Origin of the sequence: Rhizobacter sp. LjRoot28 (genome assembly GCF_964253025.1) — a bacterium.
GTDB lineage: Bacteria > Pseudomonadota > Gammaproteobacteria > Burkholderiales > Burkholderiaceae_C > Rhizobacter.
The window spans coordinates 1,798,969-1,816,994 of the sequence record NZ_CAXUQC020000001.1; the positions used below are offsets into that span (position 1 = coordinate 1,798,969).

The following is an 18,026-nucleotide window of genomic DNA, read 5'->3' on the forward strand; positions in this document are numbered from 1 at the left end:
CGCACACATGAAGCCAATCCGGCCGGCCGGCCTCCAGGCGCCGACCTTCCCCTACCTCGCGCTGGCGCGCCATGGTGCGGCCTGCGCCGTGCTGATGGCGGCCGCCGTGCTCGCCGGCTGCGCCGGCGCGGAGGCCTACCGCGAGGGGCAGACCTTGATCCGTCAGGGCAAGACCGACCAGGCGCTCGTCAAGCTAGAGGAGGCCGTTGCGGCACAGCCGCGCAACGCCGAGTACCGCATCGCGCTCGCGAACCAGCGCGCGCTCGCCGTGAGCCGCCTGGTGTCGGCCGGCGAGTTGGCGCTCCACGAAGGACGCATCACGGAGGCCGAGAAGGCATACGGGCAGGCGCGGCAGCTCGATCCTTACAACGCGATGGCGAAGCAAGGTCTTGACAATGTGGTGATGGAGCGCCGCCATCGCCTGCTCCTGAGCGAGGCCGACGTCGCATTCAAGCGGGGAGGTGCTCCCGACATCACCGAGGCCGAGTCAAAGCTGCGCACGGTGCTCGTGGAGGATCCGTCGCGCAAGGACGCGCTGCAGCTGAAGGCGCGCATCGACGAAATGCGTTCGCGCCAGCGGCGGCCGGGCGTGCAGCTGGCAGCCACGTATCGCAAACCCATCACGCTCGAGTTCCGCGACGCACCGCTCAAGTCGGTGTTCGACGTGATTGCCAAGGTCTCGGGCCTGAACTTCTACTTCGACAAGGACCTGCGCCCGGACATCAAGGTGACGATCCTCGCCAGGAATACGTCGATCGAGGACGCAGTCCGCCTCGTGCTGGTGACGAACCAGCTCGAGCAGAAGGTGCTCAACGACAACGCGATCCTGATCTATCCCGGCACACCGCAGAAGCTCAAGGAGTACCAGACGCTGTCGGTGCGCACCTTCTACCTGACCAACGCCGATGTGAAGGCGGTGTCGAACACGATCAAGACCATCGTCAAGACGAAAGACATGGCGATCGACGAACGCCTGGGCATCCTGATCATGCGCGACACACCGGAAGCCATCCGCATGGCAGAGCGCATCGTCGCGCTGCAGGACCTGAGCGACCCCGAGGTGATGCTGGAGGTAGAGGTGCTCGAGGTCAAGCGTTCGCGCCTGCTCGAACTGGGCGTGCAGTGGCCGAGCCAGACGACCCTGTCGCCGCTGGTGACGGCCGGCAGCCCGCTGACGCTGGCGACCCTGCGCAACCTCACTGCGGCCACAACCCAGGTGGGCGTGGGCAACATGATCATCAACGCGCGCAAGGAAGACCAGGACGCCAACGTGCTGGCTAACCCGCGCATCCGCGTGCGCAACAAGGACAAGGCCAAGGTGCTGATCGGCGACCGTGTCCCCATCATCACCACCACCACCTCGCCGGCCACCAATGCCAGCTACATCTCCGAGACGGTCAACTACATCGACGTCGGCCTCAAGCTCGAGGTGGAGCCCGTGATCTACCTCGACGCCGAGGTTGCGATCAAAGTCAACCTCGAGGTGTCGACGCTTGTGCGTGAGGTGGTCAGCAAGTCGGGCACGCTCGCCTATCAGATCGGCACGCGTGGTGCGAACACGGTGCTTCGGCTCAAGGACGGAGAGACCCAGGTGCTGGCGGGCCTGATCAGCGACGAGGACCGGCGCACCGCCAACAAGGTGCCGGGCCTCGGCGAGATGCCGGTGCTCGGCCGCCTGTTCGGCAGCCAGAAGGACGACACGCAGCGCAGCGAGATCCTGCTCTCCATTACGCCGCGCGTAGTGCGTTCCAACCGCCGTCCCGACCTGTTCGAAGCCGAGTTCGAGTCCGGCACGGAAACCAGCATCGGATCGGACTCGCTGCGCCTCAGCGTCGTGGAACCCGCCGACGCTGCTGCTTCGGGCGCCGCGCGCACGGCGACAGGCGCCGCACCGGGCGAGGTCGGCGGTCCCACACCGGCGGCCGCTGCCGCCGGGGCGAACGCCTTCGTGACCCGCGCCGCAGCATCCGCGACCCCGCCGACGGGCAGTGGTCCCGCGCCCGCGCTGCTGTGGCAGGCCCCCAACGAGGTCAAGGCGGGCGAGCAGTTCACGGCCGTGCTGCAGGTCAACAGCCAAGCCGCGCTGCGCGGGCTCCCGATGCTGATCGGCTTCGATCCGCAGGCACTGCAGGTCGCCCAGGTGCAAGAAGGCGGGTTCTTCAAACAGGGCAACGGTGCATCGCAGTTCAGCCACCGGGTAGACGCGGCGCAGGGCAAGGTGTTCGTAGCCGCCGTGCGCCAGAACTCCTCGGGAGGAGATGCCGGCGTGAACGGCTCGGGTGCCGTCGTAATGGTCACGTTCAAGGCGCTGAAGCCTACGACCGGCCCGGGCGCACGCATCCAGTTGCTTTCGGCCTCGCCGGAACCCGCGGCGACCATGCCGGTGGCGCTGCCGGTGGAACGGCTCGTGCGCATCACGCCATGACCGATCCTTTCCGCCTTGACCGTGCGCGCGGCTTCACATTCGTCGAACTGATGATGACGCTCGCAATCATGGCCGTGCTCGTGATGGTGGCCGTGCCGCTCGTGGAGATCAACGTGCGGCGTGAGAAGGAGCGCGACCTGCGCCGGGCGCTGATTCAGATCCGCGACGGGCTTGACGCCTACAAACGGGCGTCGGACCAAGGGCGCATCCAGCAGAGGATCGGTGACAGCGGCTATCCCAAGACCCTCGACGAGCTGGTCGACGGAGTGCCGGACCAGCGCAGCCCCGTCAAGCAGAAGTTGTACTTCCTCCGCAGCCTGCCCCGGGATCCAATGAACCCCGACACTAGAGCCACGGCATCGGCCACATGGGGCCTGCGCAGCTACGCCTCGCCCCCTGACGACCCGCAGGAGGGGGAGGACGTGTTCGACGTCTTCTCACGCGCGGAGGGTGCAGGACTCAACAACGTGCCTTACCGCCAATGGTGACCACAATGGCTCGACGCTCGGGCGGGTTCACGTTGATCGAGTTGCTGGTCGTGATGTCGATCATCGCGCTGCTGTTGACGATCGCGGTGCCGCGCTACTTCGGCTCGCTCAACCGCTCGAAGGAGGTGGCGTTGCAGGAGAACCTGCACGTGCTGCGCACCACCCTCGACAAGTTCCGCGCCGACACCGGCCGCTACCCCGAGACGCTGGACGAACTTGTGGAAGCGAAGTATCTGCGTGCCGTGCCCATCGACCCGGTCACCGAGTCGGCCGCCACGTGGGTGATGGTGCCGCCGCGCGAGGCGGACGTTCCCGGTGTGGGCGACGTGCGCAGCGGCGCCCCCGGCCAGATGAGAGACGGACGGCGGTATGACGCCCTGTAGCGCCCAGCGCGGCTTTTCGTACCTGTGGGTGCTGCTGCTTGTGGCGCTGCTTGGCATGAGCGTGGGCTTCGCGTGGGAGCTCCACACGACCTCCGTGCGACGGGATCAGGAGGCCGAGCTGCTCGCCATCGGACGTCAGTTCCGCATCGCGATCGGCCGGTACCACGAGGCGATGCCGATGGGGAGGCGCGAGTATCCCGTCGGACTCGAGGATTTGCTGTTCGACAAGCGCGTCTCCGGCGGGCGCCGTCATCTGCGCAAGGTGTTCGTCGATCCAATGACGGGCAAGGCTGACTGGGTTCTGGTGCGGGTCGCCGGCCGAGTGGTCGGCGTGCACTCCCGCTCCGAGGCCGTTCCGATCAAGCAAGGGGCCTTCGAGGCCGAGGACGCCGGGTTCACCGGCAAGCAGGCGTACCGCGAATGGAAATTCACCTATCCCTCCGATCTGATGCAGCGCGGCACTGCCGACCCCGCGCCCTCGGGAGCCTCCCCGATGCCGGGGCTGGCCGCCTCAGCAGGCACCTCATGGCCGGGGCTGTCCGCCAGTGGTGCGATTGGGCTGAACCCGTGAGGTGCGCGCTGGTGCTCTGCCTTGCAGGGCTGGTGGCGGGGTCGGCGCTGGCGGGTGTTGCTCCGGGGGGAACCATGCCCGAGGCGCTCAAGGGCCTCAACCCGGCTTCGTCGATGTGCAAGCGGGAGGATGTACTGGCGGGGGCCGCCGCCCCGTCCCCCGCGGCGGTGACGCGCCGCGACGCGGTGTGCGCCCTGTCGCCCGCCCAGCTTGACTCGATGCGCAGTGATCCGCGCGCCGCGCTGATCGACGTGCGCAATTCGCCCTTGCCGTTGCCAGAGGGCATCGCCACCATGGTGATGCCGCTGTCGGCCGTACGCACCAAGGCCTTCCTGCGCGACAAGACCGTGGTGCTGCTCGGCAACGGCCGGATGGAACGCGAGCTGTACGAAGCCTGTGGCGCACTGCTCGAACAGGGCTTCGCCCGAGTGCGCGTACTGCAGGGGGGGGTGCCCAACTGGCCGGCTGCGGGCCGCGCCGGCGACACACTGTCCTGGTCCCTCACTGCGGCGGAGCTGTGGGCTGAGAGCCAGTCCGACGCCAACCTCGTGCTGCTGTCAACGCGCCGAGCTGGCCTGCGCAAGCAGCTGCCCGGGGCCGTCGACCTGCCCGCGCTGACCCCCGACGCAGCGCGTGCGGCCGTGAAGCAGTGGCGGCGCGAACGCAAGGCCGCGCACCTGTCGGCCGTCGTGCTCGCGGCAATGCCCGAAGACGAGGACGAGGCGGTCCAGCGGCTGCGCGACGCGCTTCACCCGGTGCCGGTGCTCGTCTACACCGAAAACGATTCGACCTACCTGCGCCAACTGGTGCAGCAGCAGACAGTGTGGGCGGCCCAGGCCCGCGGACCGCGCAAGCCGGCATGCGGCCTGTGAACTTCGCTCGCCGCAGCTGCCTGCACATGCTGCCGGCCGCCGCGTGTGCATGGGCTGCCGCTCCGCACGCAAGGGCAGGGGAGGCGGAGCGGCGCCAACTGAGGTGGAGTTTCGAGCTCGTCAACCCGCTCTCCCGCGACCTTTTTGATCAGGCCGTGTGGCTCTACGTGCCTGCCGCCGAAACTCCGGTGCAGACCCTCGACGCAGTACGCCTCTCGGTGCCGTGGACCCTCGCGCGCGATGCGCTGGGGCATGCCATCGTCCAGGTGCTCGTGCCCCGGCTCCCGGCGCTCGGGCGCCGCGTGGTGTCCGTCACGGCGGACCTGACGATGCGGGCTCTGCCGCGGGAAACCCCGCTCGCCGACCCCGGTGATTGGCTGCGCAGCGAACGCTTCATCGAGGTCGAGCATCCCGCCGTGCGGGCGCTTGCGGCCGAGCTGAGACAGCGATCGCCTGCCGACACGGCGCGGGCGGTGTACGACTGGGTCCGAGGTCACCTCCAGTACGCCGGCTATGTGCCAGAAGACCGCGGAGCAGCGGACGCGCTGGCCCGCCACGGCGGTGATTGCACCGAGTACGCCTACCTCGTCACGGCCCTCGCGCGGGCCAACGGCATCCCGGCCCGAATGGTGGGCGGCTACGACACGGATCGCAATGCCGTGCTGCGGGCCGCCGACTATCACAACTGGGCCGAGCTGCATTTCGAGGGCCGGTGGAACCTGGTCGACGCGCAGAAGGAGCGCTGGCTCGAGCCCGCTGGGCAGTACGTGGCGTTTCGGATCTACAGAGACGCGGCGGTAAATCCTGTCGGGCGTGCCCATCGTTATGCCGTGCGCGGCGAGATGGAAGTTCGCCCTGCATGACGCCCGCGTCCTCGGTCGTCGCCATCCGCGACGTGGATGTCCAGGTGCCTCCGGGTCACACCGTCACCTGGCGCGCAAAAGTCGCGGCGCCGATCTCGCAGGGTTTTTGAGGGCGCTGCTCGTTGAAGTCGAGCCGCCATCCCCGGTGATGTGTTGCACCGTCTGGATCGAGCGGAAAGAGCCGGCGTCGAGCGCCTGGGTGCGAGTCGTTCGGTTGAACCTCTCGATGTACGTGGTCTGGTACGGCTGACCAGGCTGCATGAAGCGAAGCGCAATGCCCCTGGTTGCCGCACCTTCGCTGGACCCGTTCGACGTCATCTTCGGTCCGCGGTCCAAGCGAATGGAGCCCGGCACACGGTCTAAGTCGACCAGCCGGCTCAATGAGCGCATCTGCCGTCCTGCCCTGGTCCGACGTGCCGATCTCACGGCGAAGGGCTACCTGTCGGATTCGTCGATCACGTTGCGCGTGCGGAATTCCGGCCGTCGTAGAGCGATTCGTGCCAGAGGTCCAGTTCCGAGCCTTGAATCACGGGCTGCCCGCCCTGCAGAGGCACGCCATCACGCTTAGAACTCGCTTCTTCGTTCGCCGCGGCAGGTTCATTCCCGTTTCGCAGCACACACGCCATGGCCGACCTTCCAAGCGCAAGCGGTCAAGGCAGTTCTAGAAGCCACAGTGACTGCGGGCGCTCCAAAACAGCGTCCGGGGCCGCGACACCTTCGGCCTAAAGCGCGAAGCCGTCTCACTTCCATTGCAGTACGCGGCCCACGACAGCGCGCGCCAAGGGTTGCTCGCTCGTCATCGTGGCACGATAGACCCATGATCGACAACCCCACGCCGTGCACATCGCTTGAAGTCCCCATCGCGTTGGTCGAAGCCGTCCAGCGCGCCCGCCGCATCGCCGTGCTCACCGGCGCCGGCATGTCCGCAGAGAGCGGCATCCCGACCTTTCGCGATGCACTGAGCGGCCTGTGGTCCACGTTCAATCCGCACGATCTCGCGACGCGAGAAGGCTTTGTGCGCGACCCCGCGCTGGTGTGGGGTTGGTATGAAGCACGACGCGAAGGCGTGGCCCGAGCACAGCCGAATGCGGGCCATTGCGCGCTGAGCGAGCTGGCCGCGCGGCAGGGCCTCGAGAACCTGACCATCGTGACCCAGAACGTCGACGACCTGCATGAGCGCGCCGGCTCGCGAGACGTCATTCACCTGCACGGCAGCCTCTTCGCACCACGGTGCCTGGACTGTGGCCATCCGGCTTCGACGCAGGGCATGGGCTTGCCCACGGCGTCTCCCAGGGCCGAAGACGGTGCCCAGCCGCCGCCTCGGTGCAGCGTCTGCGGCGGCCCCGTCCGGCCCGGTGTCGTTTGGTTCGGCGAGGAACTGCCTCAGACCGAGTGGAACCTGGCTTGCGAGCGGACATCGCGCGCCGACTTGCTGCTGGTGGTCGGCACGTCGGGCCTGGTCTACCCTGCGGCCGGCCTGCCAGACCTCGCCATGCGGGCGGGCGCGGCCGTCTGGGACATCAACCCGGACGCTTCGGCCACGACGGGACGAAACACCTGGTGCAGTACCGCTGCCACAGGGCTCCCCGCGTTGGTGGCGAGGTGCCTCGGGCCGGCGGCCTGACGCGGAGGACGCACGCCGGGAACCTGGTGTCCATTGCCATGGCTGGCCTTGCTGAATCGCGTCCGCCCGGCCGGCCGCGGCGCCTGGAGTACCGGCCAGTGACGGTCAGGACCGTCGTAGCCCGTGAGTCCCATCGGTCGGCTCCAACGCCAGATGGCAAGAGACGCGTGTCACGCGTCGGTACAGGCGTGCTCCCGCACACCTGCACCTCCCGAACGCCCGTGGCGCGCAGGCTCAAGCACTCAGAGCGAGTACCCCAGCAGCATCGCCACGCCCGCTTCCTTGTTCGGCCGCGCGAAGCTGTCGCGCGTGAGGCGGCTCATCTGGATGTTGAGGCGCTCGGTGGCGAACCACTTGCGGTAGAGGGGCTCGATCTCGCCGCCGGTGTAGAGGCGTGAGAGGGCGCGATCGACGGCGGCGCCGAGGGCTGCGTCACCCTTGCGCATCATGATGGCGTAGGGCTCCACGGAGAGCGACACGCTGCTCAGGCCGAGTTGGCCCAGGGCGTTGTCGTGGGCGGCGAGGCCGAGCAGCAGCGAGTCGTCCTGCGGGAAGGCGCGCACGCGTCCGTCCTTGAGTGCCTTGTAGGCCTCGACGTTGCTGCCGAAGGTGGTGAGCTGCATCTTCACTTCGTTGGCGCTCAGCTGGGTGAAGAGCTTCTCCGACGTCGTGCCCTTGCTCAGGCCGACCGGCAGGCCCTCCAGGTCCTTGACGTTGTCGACCTTGGTGCCCTTGGGCACGAGCACCCGGATGCCGGCGACGAAGATGGTGTAGCTGAACGCGACCTTTTCCTGGCGGGCCTTGGTGTTCGTGGTGGAGCCGCACTCGAGGTCGATTTCGCCGGACTCGAGTTTCGGGATGCGCTCGGCACCGGCGACGACCTTGTAGTTGACCTTCAGGTCAGGCACCTTGAGGGTGCGCTTGATTTCCTCGACCGCGGCAAGGCACAGGTCCACGGAATAGCCAACCGGCTGCTTCTGTTCGTTCAGGAACGAAAACGGGCGGGAGCCCTCGCGCACGCCCAGGGTGATGGTCTTGCTGTCTCGGATGCGGGCGAGGGTGTCGGCCGGCGCCTGGGCCGTGGCCGCGAGGGAGGTGGCGAGCAGCGTGGCGGCGCAGCTCAGCGGCAGGAAGTGACGAAGCAGGGTGGACATGGTGAGTACTGCAAAAGTGGTCCCCGGGTCAGGGAAGCGGGCGATTGTAGGGAGAAACCCTAGGTTCGGCTGAGCAACTCGCGGGCCAGGCTGTGACGCGGTTGGCAAGGCGAACGATTGCGTCCGCCCCGGGACGCGCGATGTCACGACACGACCCCAGGCACGAGGACAGCGCTGCCCTCCGAAAGGGGAAACCGCAGGCGGTTGAAGTCGGCGTCACGCCTCCGGGCAACTGGCTGCGACATGAGGGACGGGTCCGGGCGCTGGCGCGGACGCCCCGCTTCGGGGCACTCAGGCACCAAAAAAAACAATTCAGGAATCCAGGTTGGCGTCGATATGAGGGTAATCCCTTGATTCGCCTTCGGCTTCCGCATGACCCATCCTTCTTCCCCGCGCCCCTCGGTCAGCCTGGCCCGCCGGTTCACCTTGAGCTTTTCCATCATCCTCGCGCTCCTGGTGGCGATGGCGGCCGTCAGCCAGGTGCTGCTGTCGTCGGCATCGGAACGCATGCGCCGCATCGTCGAGGTGAACAACCATCAGATGGCCCTGGCGAACACGCTCATCAACGAGGTGGACGAGATGGCCGTCACCCTGCGCACGCTGACGCTGCTGACCGACGTCCAGGAAATCGACCGGCAGGTCGCGCTGCTTGCCGCGTCGCGCAAGGCCTACCTCGAGACCGAAGGGGAACTCGACCAGGCGCTGGCCGGCGACGGCGCCGTCGGCGCGGCGGACCGCGAACTGCTGAAGCGGCTGCAGGCCGTGCGCGACAAGACCTTGCCCCTCATCGAGCGGGCCGCCACCTTGGGCGCCGAAGGTGCGACGCCTGAAGCAACGCTCGTGCTGATGAACGAGGTCCGTCCGGTGGAGCGGCAGTGGCGTGAACTCGCCGGTGAACTCGTGTCGCGCCAGGCCGCCCTCAACGCGGAGACTTACGCCGCGGCGGGGCGCACGCAACGGGTCGCCACCGGGGTGCTCGTGGCGGTGAGCCTCGTGGCGCTCGCCATCGGTGCGCTGCTCGCATGGCGCCTGAGCCGCTCGGTGCTGGCGCCCGTGAGCCAGGCGATCGCCGTGACAGAACGCATTGCGGCAGGAGACCTGTCCGCCGCGGTCCTGTCCGATCGACGCGATGAAATGGGCCGGCTGCTCCTCGCCGTCGCCGGCATGCAGGACCGGCTGCACAGCCTGGTCGACGACATGCGGCGCTCGGCCGACTCCATCTCCACCGCGTCGTCGGAGATTGCCACCGGCAACCGCGACTTGAGCGACCGCACAGAACAGCAGTCCGCCAGCCTGCAGAAGACCAGCTCGAACGTGGAGCAGCTGACCGGCACCGTTCGCGCGAATGCGGACGCCGCCGGCGAGGCCGACCGCCTGGCCCGTGCGGCGTCCGAGGTGGCCGTGCGCGGCGGGCAGGTGGTGGGGCAGGTGGTCGCCACCATGGCCGACATCTCCGCCAGCGCCCAGCGCATCGCCGACATCATCGGCGTGATCGACGGCATCGCTTTCCAGACCAACATCCTGGCACTCAATGCCGCGGTGGAGGCGGCGCGTGCCGGTGAGCAGGGCCGCGGTTTTGCGGTGGTGGCGGGCGAGGTGCGAAGCCTTGCCCAGCGCAGTGCCGATGCGGCGCGGGAGATCAAGGCGCTGATCGGTTCCTCCAGCGAGCGCGTCGAATCCGGCACGCGGCTCGTCAACGAAGCGGGCGCCACGATGCAGGAGGTGGTCGCGGCGATCCGCGGGGTGTCGAGCCTGATGACCGAGATCAGCAGTTCGAGCCGATCGCAGCGGGACGGCATCGATCAGGTGGGCGGCGAAGTCGGTCAGCTGGATCGCATGACGCAGCAGAACGCGGCCCTGGTGGAGCAGAGCACCGCCGCCACGGAGAGCCTGCGAGACCAGGCGGTGCGAATGGTCGCGGTGGTCAGGGCGTTCCGCCTGCGGGGTGCGTCGGCCTGACGAGGCTCTCGCGACCCGTCGCTCAAGCCGGGCAGACCGCCCCGGCCTTTTCCTTGGCCGCCAGCTCGTCGGCCCATGCCGCAAGTGGAAGTGGCGGCGCCTGCTGCACGATGCGCGCGAACATCAGCTGCAGCTGCGGCCACGCCGGCCTCGGGCTCTCCCAGGACTCGGGCGTGACGGGCGCCCAACGCCCGTCCGCCTGGCAGGTGGCCATCTTGAAGCGGAAGGTGTAGTAGCCGGCCGAGCCCATGCGCAGGTCGCTCACCACCAGGGCGTCGCCCACCGCGTCATAGCGCAGCCAGTCGTCGGTGAACCAGCGCAGCCGTTGGTGCAGGGGCACGTCGGCCAGCACGGCCGCGAAGTTCTGCCCGAGCGGCTGGTAGATCCACTCCGGCGGGCCGCGGTCGAAGACGCTGGCCACGGCCTCGATGGAGCGGCCCTCCGGGGTCTTGGCGATGACGCGCCAGAGCAGGGTGTTGAACGGCATCGGGACGCCCCGCAGTTGCGTCACGGCGACGCCCTGTGCGGTCAGCGCGTCGTGCACGCGGTGCTCGACGTACAGGCGGCTGCCCAGTCCGAAGAAGAGGTAGGCGGTGGTGAAGGCGAGGACGTTCGCCAGGGACGAGGGGTGCGAGGGGCCGCGCACGATGGACACGACCACCGCGCCCAGCAGCGGCAGCGTGTACACCGGATCGATGATGAAGACGGCGGCCCAACTGGCCGGGGTCGGCGTCAACGGCCAGAACAACTGGGTGCCGTACACCGTGAACGCGTCGAGGATCGGGTGCGTGACGAGCACGAGCCACAGGGTGGCAAAGAGCCGCAGCCCGCTGTACGGCGCCGCCGGCCATCGTCGACGGATCAGCCAGGCCAGCAGCGCTGCCAGGGCCGTCAGCACGAATACCGAATGCGAGAAGCCGCGGTGGTAGGTCATCGTCGACACCGGGTCGGCATAGCGGATGACGACGTCCATGTCGGGCAGGGTGGCGAGCACCGCGCCGTAGGCCAGGGCGCGGCGCCCCTGTTCGCGGCCCAGGCAAGCGGCCTGGATCGTGGCGCCGAGCACGGCCTGGGTCAGGGAGTCCATCGGGTGTCGGGTGGGTCGATTGAGGTGAAGGGTGGATGCCGAGGCTCGCCGCGTGCCGCACCCTGCGGCACGAACCGCCGGAGCGCTCGACGGGCCAGAGAATAGCCGAGGGTGCCGGAACGCGCCGGGGCAAGGTCGAGCGAGCGCCGCCGAGACTGCGCCCGCGGTTCACACCCGCCCGAGTGGATGGGTCTCCTGACCGGCGCTCCGGCGATGCCGCGGTCTCGCGATGCTCAGCGCGCCATCACCTTGTCCGGCGTCATCGGCGTCGACCTCAGCCGCCGGCCGGTGGCGTGGTAGATCGCGTTGCTCACGGCGGCCGCCACGCCGACGATGCCGATCTCGCCCACGCCCTTGGCCCCCAGGCGGCTCACGATGCGGTCGTCCTCCTGGACGAAGATGACGTCCACCTCCCCGATGTCGGCATTGGCTGCGACGTGGTACTCGCCGTAGTTGTGGTTCATGAAGCGGCCGAGGGCGTGGTCGGAGTGGGTTTCTTCATGCAGGGCCTGGCTGATGCCCCACACCACGCCGCCGATGACCTGACTGCGCGCGGTGGTGGGGTTGATGATGCGCCCGGCGGCGATGGCACTGACGACGCGCGTCACGCGAACGGTGCCCAGTTCCTCGTCCACCCGCACTTCGCAGAACACGGCCGAGTGAGTGGCCCGCACGTACTTGCGCTGCTTGAGGAGGTTGGGCAGCAGCAAGTATTTCGCCTCGAGCGAACCGCGCTCGGCATTGGCCAGGACCGTGGCGAGCGGCGCCCTCGCACCGGAGGGCAGGTGCACGATCTCCCCCTGCTCGAACCGCAGGTCGGCGAACCGGGTGTTGGCAAAGCCGGGGGTGAAGCGGCGCGCCTGCGTCCACACCTCCCGCTGGAGCTTCTCGCACACGCCTTCCACCGCGGAACCGATGGTCGTCACGTGGGCGGAACCGCCTTCGATCGGGGCGACGGGCAAGGTGGAGTCGCCCAGGCGGAAGGTCACCCGCTCGAGCGGCAGGCCGAAGGCGGCGGCGGCGATCTGCGTCATGACGGTGTAGGTGCCGGTGCCGATGTCCGTGGCCGCGCTCTCGACCACGAGGGTGCCGTCGGCGTTCAGCACGGCCCGGGCCCGGGCGAACATCTGCATCGCATCCCAGGTGCCGGTTGCCACGCCCCAGCCCACCCACTCGTGGCCTTCGCGCCTGGCGCGCGGCTGGAGGGGGCGGCCCGCCCAACCGAAGCGGGCCGCGCCCTGCTCGTAGCAGGCCTTGAGCTCCTTGGTGGAGAAGGGCAGGTCCTTGCTGGCATCGCGTTCGGCGTAGTTGCGCAGCCGGATCTCCAGCGGGTCGATGCCGGCGGCATACGAGAGCTCGTCCATGGCCACCTCCAGCGCATGCACGCCGTGGGCCGCGCCGGGCGCGCGCATGTCCATCGGGCTGTGCTGGTCGAGCGGCACGAGCTTGTAGTCGAGGCGCACGTTGTCGCAGGCATAGAGCTGCCCTGACCAGTTCACCACCACCTCCACGTAGTCCTCCAGGCGCGAGGTTTCGGCAATGGCCTCGTGGATGACGGCGGTCAGGCGGCCGTCGCTGGCGGCGGCCAGCTTGACCCGCTGCCATGTCTCCGGGCGGTGCCCGAAGGTGAACATCTGCTGCCGGGTAAGCACCACTCTCACCGAGCGTTTCAGGTGCAGGCTGGCCATGACGGCCATCAGCATGCCGTACTGTGGCCGCAGCCCGGAACCGAATGCGCCGCCGACGAAGGGATTGCGCACCGTGACCAGGCGCTCGGGCAGCCCGAAGGCCCGAGAGACCACCCAGCGGTCGTTCTGGGAGCCCTGGGTCTTGGCATAGATGGTGAGGTGCCCGTCGTCACCCCGAACCACCGTGGCCGCATGCATCTCCATCGGGTTGTGATGCTCCACCCCGGCATAGCATTCCGACTCGACCTTGACGGCCGCAGCGTTCCACGCCGCATCGGCGTCACCGCGCGGCTCGGGCGGCTTGGAGAAGCCGGCCTTGAAACTCGTCGGCGCCTTCGCCCGGGCCATGTGCGCCAGCAGGTTGGTCTCGTGGGGTTCGGCTTGCACCTCCACCTCGACCAGGCCGGCGGCGTGGCGAGCGGCGTCGAAACTCTCGGCCACCACGAGCGCCACCGGCTGGCCGCTGTAGTGAACGCAGTCGTCGTGCAGCGGTTTGAAGGGCGACCCGCCCGGCGCCGTCATGTCCTTGTAGAAGAGGTCCAGCGAGCGCATGCGCGGGCGGTTCTCATGGGTCAGCACGTCGACCACCCCGGGCAATGCCAACGCCTGGGCCGTGCCGATGCGAACGATGCGACCGCGCGGGGCCGGCGTGTTGACGACAACGCCATACAGCAGACCTTCCACGGGGTGCTCGGCCGCATAGCGGGCGGTGCCGGTGACCTTGGCCAGGGCGTCGATGCGCGGGGTGGCGGTGCCGATCGGCACATCGCCCGTGCCGATCGGGGCGACGGGCTGCTGATCGGCGGAGAGTGGCAGGTCGTGCTTCATGCGGTGGCCTCCGGCGCGGTAGGTTCGCCCAAGCGGCAGAACGCATCCTCGCCCGTGTTGGTCGTGACGCCGTCGCGCGCCATTTCGAGCGCGCGCACGATGGCGCGCCGCGCGAGGGGAATCTTGAATTCGTTGCCGGGCAGGCTTTCCGGCAGGGCCGGTCCCCCCCAGGGCCTTGCCTCCTTGAGAATCGCTGCGGCAACCTCTTCGAACGCCTCGGCCTCCGGCCGCTTGCCGAGCAGCAGGCGCTCGGCATCGAGATCGCGCCAGGGCTTGTGCGCGACGCCGCCCAGCGCCACCCGCGCTTCCACCACCACGCCGTCACGAAGGGCCAGTGCGGCCGCCACGGACACGAGGGCAAAGGCGTACGACGCACGCTCGCGCACCTTGAGGTACGCATGATGCTCGGTCAACTGATTGGCGGGGATGACGATCCGGGTGATCAACTCACCGGGCTGGAGGTTGGAGTCCACCTCGGGCTGCATCCCCGGCAGGCGGTGGAAATCGAGGAAGGGAATGACCCGATCGCCCTCGTCCGAGGTGACGTGCACCTCGGCGCCGAGCGCGGCCAGGGCCACGCACATGTCGGACGGATGGGTGGCGATGCAGTACGAGGAGGCGCCCAGGATCGCGTGCTGGCGTGCAATGCCGACCGCGGCCGGACAGCCCGTGCCCGGTTCGCGCTTGTTGCATGGCACACCTCGGTCATAGAAGTACACGCAGCGCGTGCGCTGCAGCAGATTGCCGCCGTTGGTGGCCCGGTTGCGGATCTGCGGGGAGGCGCCCGCCAGGATGGCCGAGCGCAGCAGCGGGGCGTGCTCCACCACCAGAGGATGGTTCGCGGTTTCCGCGTTGCTGGCCAGGGCGCCGAGTGACAGCGCGCCGTCCGGTCGCAACGCGATCTCACGCAACGGCAGCCGCGTGATGTCGACCAGGGCGCCGGGCGTGGTCACGCCTTCCTTGAGCAGGTCGATGAGGTTGGTGCCCCCGGCGAGAAACGCCGGTCGGTGCGGCAAATGCGCGCGGTACAGCGAGAGGGCGTCCTGCGCCTGGGTGGCCCGGGCGAAATCGAACGGGCTCATGGTGCCACTCCTGACGGCTTGCGCTGGAGCACCACCCGGCTCACCGCTTCCACGATCTGTGGGTAAGCCCCGCACCGGCAGAGGTTGCCACTCATCCGCTCCCGCACCTCGTGGGCATTGGCGGGCGGATGCTCGTTGAGCAGGCCCGCGGCCGAACAGATCTGCCCCGGCGTGCAGTACCCGCACTGGAGCGCGTCGCAGTCGATGAAGGCGCGCTGCAAGGGGTGCAGGCCCGTGCCGTCATCGTCGAGTTGCGGCAGCCCCTCGATGGTGGTGATCTCGCAGTCCTCGACCGAGACCGCCAGCAACAGGCAACTGTTCATCCGCTGGCCGTCCACGAGCACGGTGCATGCGCCGCACTGGCCGTGGTCGCAGCCCTTCTTGGTGCCGGTCAGGTCCATGCGCTCCCGGAGCAGGTCGAGCAGGACGACGCGGGGCTCCACCTCCACCGTGGTGGTCGTGCCGTTGATGCGCAGGCGCACGGGTAGGTGGCCTCCGGGCGGGGAGGGCGGAAGGGGCAGGGAATCAGCGGGGCTCATTGAACTTCTCCATGGAGGCGGCCGAAGCAAGGGCAACGCGCGTGCCGGCTCTGCCGCCGCACGGGACGGCCTGCTCCCGTGCCTGCCCATCAGGAGGTGGTGGAAGCGCTGGAGAAGTTGTCAATCCTGGCCGTGCGGACCGCGCCGTTCCCGCTCGGACCGCGGGTCGCCTCGGGGTGTGCCGTTCAGGCCACGAACCTGAACGATCCGTCGAAGCCGCCGTCGCGCCGCGCCTCGAAGGCGAAGCGGTCGGTTGCGCTGTGCCACGGATTGACCTCGACCAGGCGGATGTCCGCGAGCGTGAGCGCCTCGTCGGGCTGTCGTCGCAGGCAAAGGTCGTACACCGCGCTGGGGAGTCCGGAGCGCCGGGTGCACTCCTGGGCGAAGGTCGTCAGGCGTGCCTGCACGAGGGCCGCGTGGGCCTGAAGTGCCGCATTGCGGGGCGTGCGGCCCGGCCGCTGGGCAATGCCGACCACCTCCCGGTCGTGGACGAAGCATCGAAACTCTAGGCCCGGCAGCGTCGGGACCCATTCGCGCAGGGCGATGACGGGCAGGGCGCCGTCGAGGGCGAGCCACTGCGCATCCCCATGGAAGCGCTCGGATTCCTGCAGCATCACCAGGGCGAACCAGGGGTGATCGACGCGTCCCGCATGCTGTTGCCAGAGGAGGCCATCCTTCGGGCTGCGGACGTGGGTGCGCAGGAAGGCCGCGCCGCCCATGGCGTCGAGCCCTTGGCGCAGCTTGCCCATCAGCTTGTCCACGGTCGGATCGGACATGCCCCAGACCGGGCCCTTCCAGAGCGGCCCACGGCGCAGCACCAGGACCTCCGCCTCGTCGAGGTACACGAACTCGGTGCGAAAGGACAGGCGCTGAAGGGGCTCCGGCCAGTCGGTCAGGAAGGTGGGCCGGCAGTAGGCGAGGAACGCCTTCGGGTCGACAGGCAAGGCGCTGGCCGGGCGGTGCGCGACGGTCATGGCGCCGTCAGCCGGGTTGCCAGTTCATCTGCGAGGCGGGCGGCTGGGCGGCTTCCCACGCGTCCATGTCGTCCTGTTCCACCTCGAGCCGGTTGAGGAAGTCGACGAAGTCCGCGGCCACCCAGGCGACGTTGTGGTACGGGTCGCGGGCCAGGGTCTCGTCGTCGCCTGCCCACATGCGAGACCAGAACAGCACCTGGCCGAAGCGGTCGGGCCGCAGGTCGAAGAGGAACTTGCTGCCGCCGGAAGCGCTGCAAAAGGCGAAGCTCTGGGGCGGCAGGATGTCAGAGACGACCTCGTGCACGTCCTGCAGTTCCGGGCGCTCGGTGGGGTCCGTGCCGAGCCGGTACATGTCGCTCAGGCTGGCCCACAGCCCGCCTTCGGCGGCCGGGGAGCCCACCGGCCACCAGAGGCGGACGAACGAGAACCGGCCCATGGAGCGGTTCGGCCCGCCCACCAGGGGGTCAGCTCCGTTGAATCGAAGCATGAACTGCTCGTACGGCAGGGGCAGGGCAGCCACGCCGACGGTAGCGGCGAATGCGGCAAGAGCGTCGGCGGACACGGCTGGGCCGGCTTCGCGAAACTCGATGTCTTTTCTCAGCATGGGGAGATCTCCTTAGAACGCTTTGTCCTTGACGACGGACGCGCCGCCGGTGTGCGCGGCGCCACTGCCGCCGCGCGACTGGGAACGGTCGTGCACATCGGTGCGAACGAGTTCCATGGTGGCGCCGTCTTCCTTGTGGTGCCAGGTGTAGCCGGCCGGTTCGTTCTTGCCGTTGCCGGGCCAGTTGGGGTCGCCCGTGCGCTGGCGCATGGCGTCGCGGGCCGCCGTCATGTCGCTGCCGTGGTTGCCCTTCATGTCCGTCAGCTCGACGCGGTCGAGCACGACCGGCTTCTTGTCCATGTTGGGCGCCTTGGCGGTGGAGAAGTCCGGGTAGCCCTCCTTGTAGTCCATGGAGACCTTGCCGTCTTCGCTGGTCCACTTGCCATTGCCCCTGGAGCCGGGCGGGTCCCAGGTGCCGCGGGTGGGCAACTGCGAGCCCCACTTCTGTTCGGCCGAGCACGCCTTGCAGCTGTTGGCCGCCTTGCGCCGTGCATCCTGCGCTGCCTTGGCCGCTGCCTTGCGGTTGGCCACGGCGCGCTTCTGCACGGCATCGAGCAGCTCCTTCGTGGTCTTGGCGATGTCGTCGGCAAGCTTGGTGAGGCGCTTGGCGGCCCGCGACGCCTTGATCGTCTTGGCGGCGGCGTCGCCGATGTAGGGAATCATCGATGCGACTGACAGCCCCGCGCCCAGCCAGTCGCCCTTGGCCAGGCTCATGACCGCACTGACGCCATCGCTGATGGGCGTCGGGTCCACGATGCCGGCGGCGTCGACCACCCCTTGGGCAATCTCGAACTCGCGCGAGCTGGCCAGGTCCTTGAGCTTGTCCTGGAGGGCGGTCACCTTGCTGTCGGGGACCTTCTCCAGTTCCTTGAGTTTTTCTCCCAT

Annotated in this window: 17 protein-coding genes; 8 read left to right on the plus strand and 9 right to left on the minus strand. The window is 68.7% G+C overall.

Annotation, left to right across the window (positions count from 1 at the left end; genetic code table 11):
- Window positions 1-7 precede the first annotated feature (7 nt).
- Genes ACSQ2F_RS08390 through ACSQ2F_RS08415 form a run of 6 tightly spaced genes read left to right on the plus strand, consistent with a single transcriptional unit; the run spans window position 8 to window position 5,602 of the window.
- Window positions 8-2,425 carry a cohesin domain-containing protein gene (locus ACSQ2F_RS08390; protein ID WP_436021653.1) on the plus strand — a complete coding sequence of 806 codons (2,418 nt, stop codon included), beginning with the start codon at window positions 8-10 and terminating at the stop codon, window positions 2,423-2,425.
- Window positions 2,422-2,913, plus strand: coding sequence for a type II secretion system protein (locus ACSQ2F_RS08395; RefSeq protein WP_436021655.1), 492 nt, complete (start codon window positions 2,422-2,424; stop codon window positions 2,911-2,913). Before ACSQ2F_RS08390 ends, ACSQ2F_RS08395 begins: the two co-directional genes overlap by 4 nt.
- Before the next feature lie 5 nt (window positions 2,914-2,918).
- Window positions 2,919-3,296, plus strand: coding sequence for a type II secretion system protein (locus ACSQ2F_RS08400; protein ID WP_436021657.1), 378 nt, complete (start codon window positions 2,919-2,921; stop codon window positions 3,294-3,296).
- Window positions 3,283-3,867 (plus strand): type II secretion system protein, encoded by a 585-nt coding sequence (locus ACSQ2F_RS08405; RefSeq protein WP_436021659.1) that lies wholly within the window; start codon window positions 3,283-3,285, stop codon window positions 3,865-3,867. The genes ACSQ2F_RS08400 and ACSQ2F_RS08405 overlap by 14 nt, the downstream gene beginning before the upstream one ends.
- Before the next feature lie 11 nt (window positions 3,868-3,878).
- The gene (locus ACSQ2F_RS08410) at window positions 3,879-4,739 is read left to right on the plus strand and encodes a rhodanese-like domain-containing protein (RefSeq protein WP_436021661.1); all 861 of its coding nucleotides are present in this window, start codon (window positions 3,879-3,881) and stop codon (window positions 4,737-4,739) included.
- Window positions 4,736-5,602, plus strand: coding sequence for a transglutaminase-like domain-containing protein (locus ACSQ2F_RS08415; RefSeq protein ID WP_436021663.1), 867 nt, complete (start codon window positions 4,736-4,738; stop codon window positions 5,600-5,602). The genes ACSQ2F_RS08410 and ACSQ2F_RS08415 overlap by 4 nt, the downstream gene beginning before the upstream one ends.
- Window positions 5,603-5,665: 63 nt before the next feature.
- Here the strand turns inward: ACSQ2F_RS08415 and ACSQ2F_RS08420 are convergent, their stop codons facing one another.
- Window positions 5,666-5,992, minus strand: a complete 327-nt coding sequence (locus ACSQ2F_RS08420) for an integrase core domain-containing protein (RefSeq protein ID WP_436021665.1) — start codon at window positions 5,990-5,992, stop codon at window positions 5,666-5,668.
- A 427-nt stretch (window positions 5,993-6,419) separates the two neighbouring features.
- Here ACSQ2F_RS08420 and ACSQ2F_RS08425 point away from each other — a divergent pair, with 427 nt between their 5' ends.
- The gene (locus tag ACSQ2F_RS08425; protein ID WP_436021667.1) at window positions 6,420-7,226 is read left to right on the plus strand and encodes an SIR2 family NAD-dependent protein deacylase; all 807 of its coding nucleotides are present in this window, start codon (window positions 6,420-6,422) and stop codon (window positions 7,224-7,226) included.
- 242 nt (window positions 7,227-7,468) lie between these two features.
- Here ACSQ2F_RS08425 and ACSQ2F_RS08430 read toward each other — a convergent pair whose 3' ends face one another.
- The gene (locus ACSQ2F_RS08430; RefSeq protein WP_436021669.1) at window positions 7,469-8,380 is read right to left on the minus strand and encodes an amino acid ABC transporter substrate-binding protein; all 912 of its coding nucleotides are present in this window, start codon (window positions 8,378-8,380) and stop codon (window positions 7,469-7,471) included.
- A gap of 372 nt (window positions 8,381-8,752) precedes the next feature.
- Here ACSQ2F_RS08430 and ACSQ2F_RS08435 point away from each other — a divergent pair, with 372 nt between their 5' ends.
- Complete coding sequence (locus tag ACSQ2F_RS08435; RefSeq protein ID WP_436021671.1) at window positions 8,753-10,339, plus strand: methyl-accepting chemotaxis protein; 1,587 nt, start codon at window positions 8,753-8,755, stop codon at window positions 10,337-10,339.
- Window positions 10,340-10,361: 22 nt separating this feature from the next.
- Here the strand turns inward: ACSQ2F_RS08435 and ACSQ2F_RS08440 are convergent, their stop codons facing one another.
- The 7 genes from ACSQ2F_RS08440 to ACSQ2F_RS08470 form a co-directional block, all read right to left on the minus strand.
- Window positions 10,362-11,426 (minus strand): metal-dependent hydrolase, encoded by a 1,065-nt coding sequence (locus ACSQ2F_RS08440; protein WP_436021673.1) that lies wholly within the window; start codon window positions 11,424-11,426, stop codon window positions 10,362-10,364.
- 233 nt (window positions 11,427-11,659) lie between these two features.
- Window positions 11,660-13,942, minus strand: coding sequence for a xanthine dehydrogenase family protein molybdopterin-binding subunit (locus ACSQ2F_RS08445; protein ID WP_436021675.1), 2,283 nt, complete (start codon window positions 13,940-13,942; stop codon window positions 11,660-11,662).
- Complete coding sequence (locus ACSQ2F_RS08450; RefSeq protein ID WP_436021677.1) at window positions 13,939-15,024, minus strand: FAD binding domain-containing protein; 1,086 nt, start codon at window positions 15,022-15,024, stop codon at window positions 13,939-13,941. Before ACSQ2F_RS08450 ends, ACSQ2F_RS08445 begins: the two co-directional genes overlap by 4 nt.
- Window positions 15,021-15,563 (minus strand): (2Fe-2S)-binding protein, encoded by a 543-nt coding sequence (locus ACSQ2F_RS08455; protein ID WP_436021679.1) that lies wholly within the window; start codon window positions 15,561-15,563, stop codon window positions 15,021-15,023. The genes ACSQ2F_RS08450 and ACSQ2F_RS08455 overlap by 4 nt, the downstream gene beginning before the upstream one ends.
- Window positions 15,564-15,748: 185 nt before the next feature.
- Window positions 15,749-16,537, minus strand: coding sequence for a hypothetical protein (locus ACSQ2F_RS08460; RefSeq protein WP_436021681.1), 789 nt, complete (start codon window positions 16,535-16,537; stop codon window positions 15,749-15,751).
- Between the two features lie 7 nt (window positions 16,538-16,544).
- Window positions 16,545-17,141: an SMI1/KNR4 family protein gene (locus ACSQ2F_RS08465; RefSeq protein ID WP_436021683.1), complete on the minus strand. Its 597-nt coding sequence runs from the start codon at window positions 17,139-17,141 to the stop codon at window positions 16,545-16,547.
- 12 nt (window positions 17,142-17,153) lie between these two features.
- Window positions 17,154-18,026, minus strand: coding sequence for an HNH endonuclease (locus ACSQ2F_RS08470; RefSeq protein WP_436021685.1), 873 nt, complete (start codon window positions 18,024-18,026; stop codon window positions 17,154-17,156).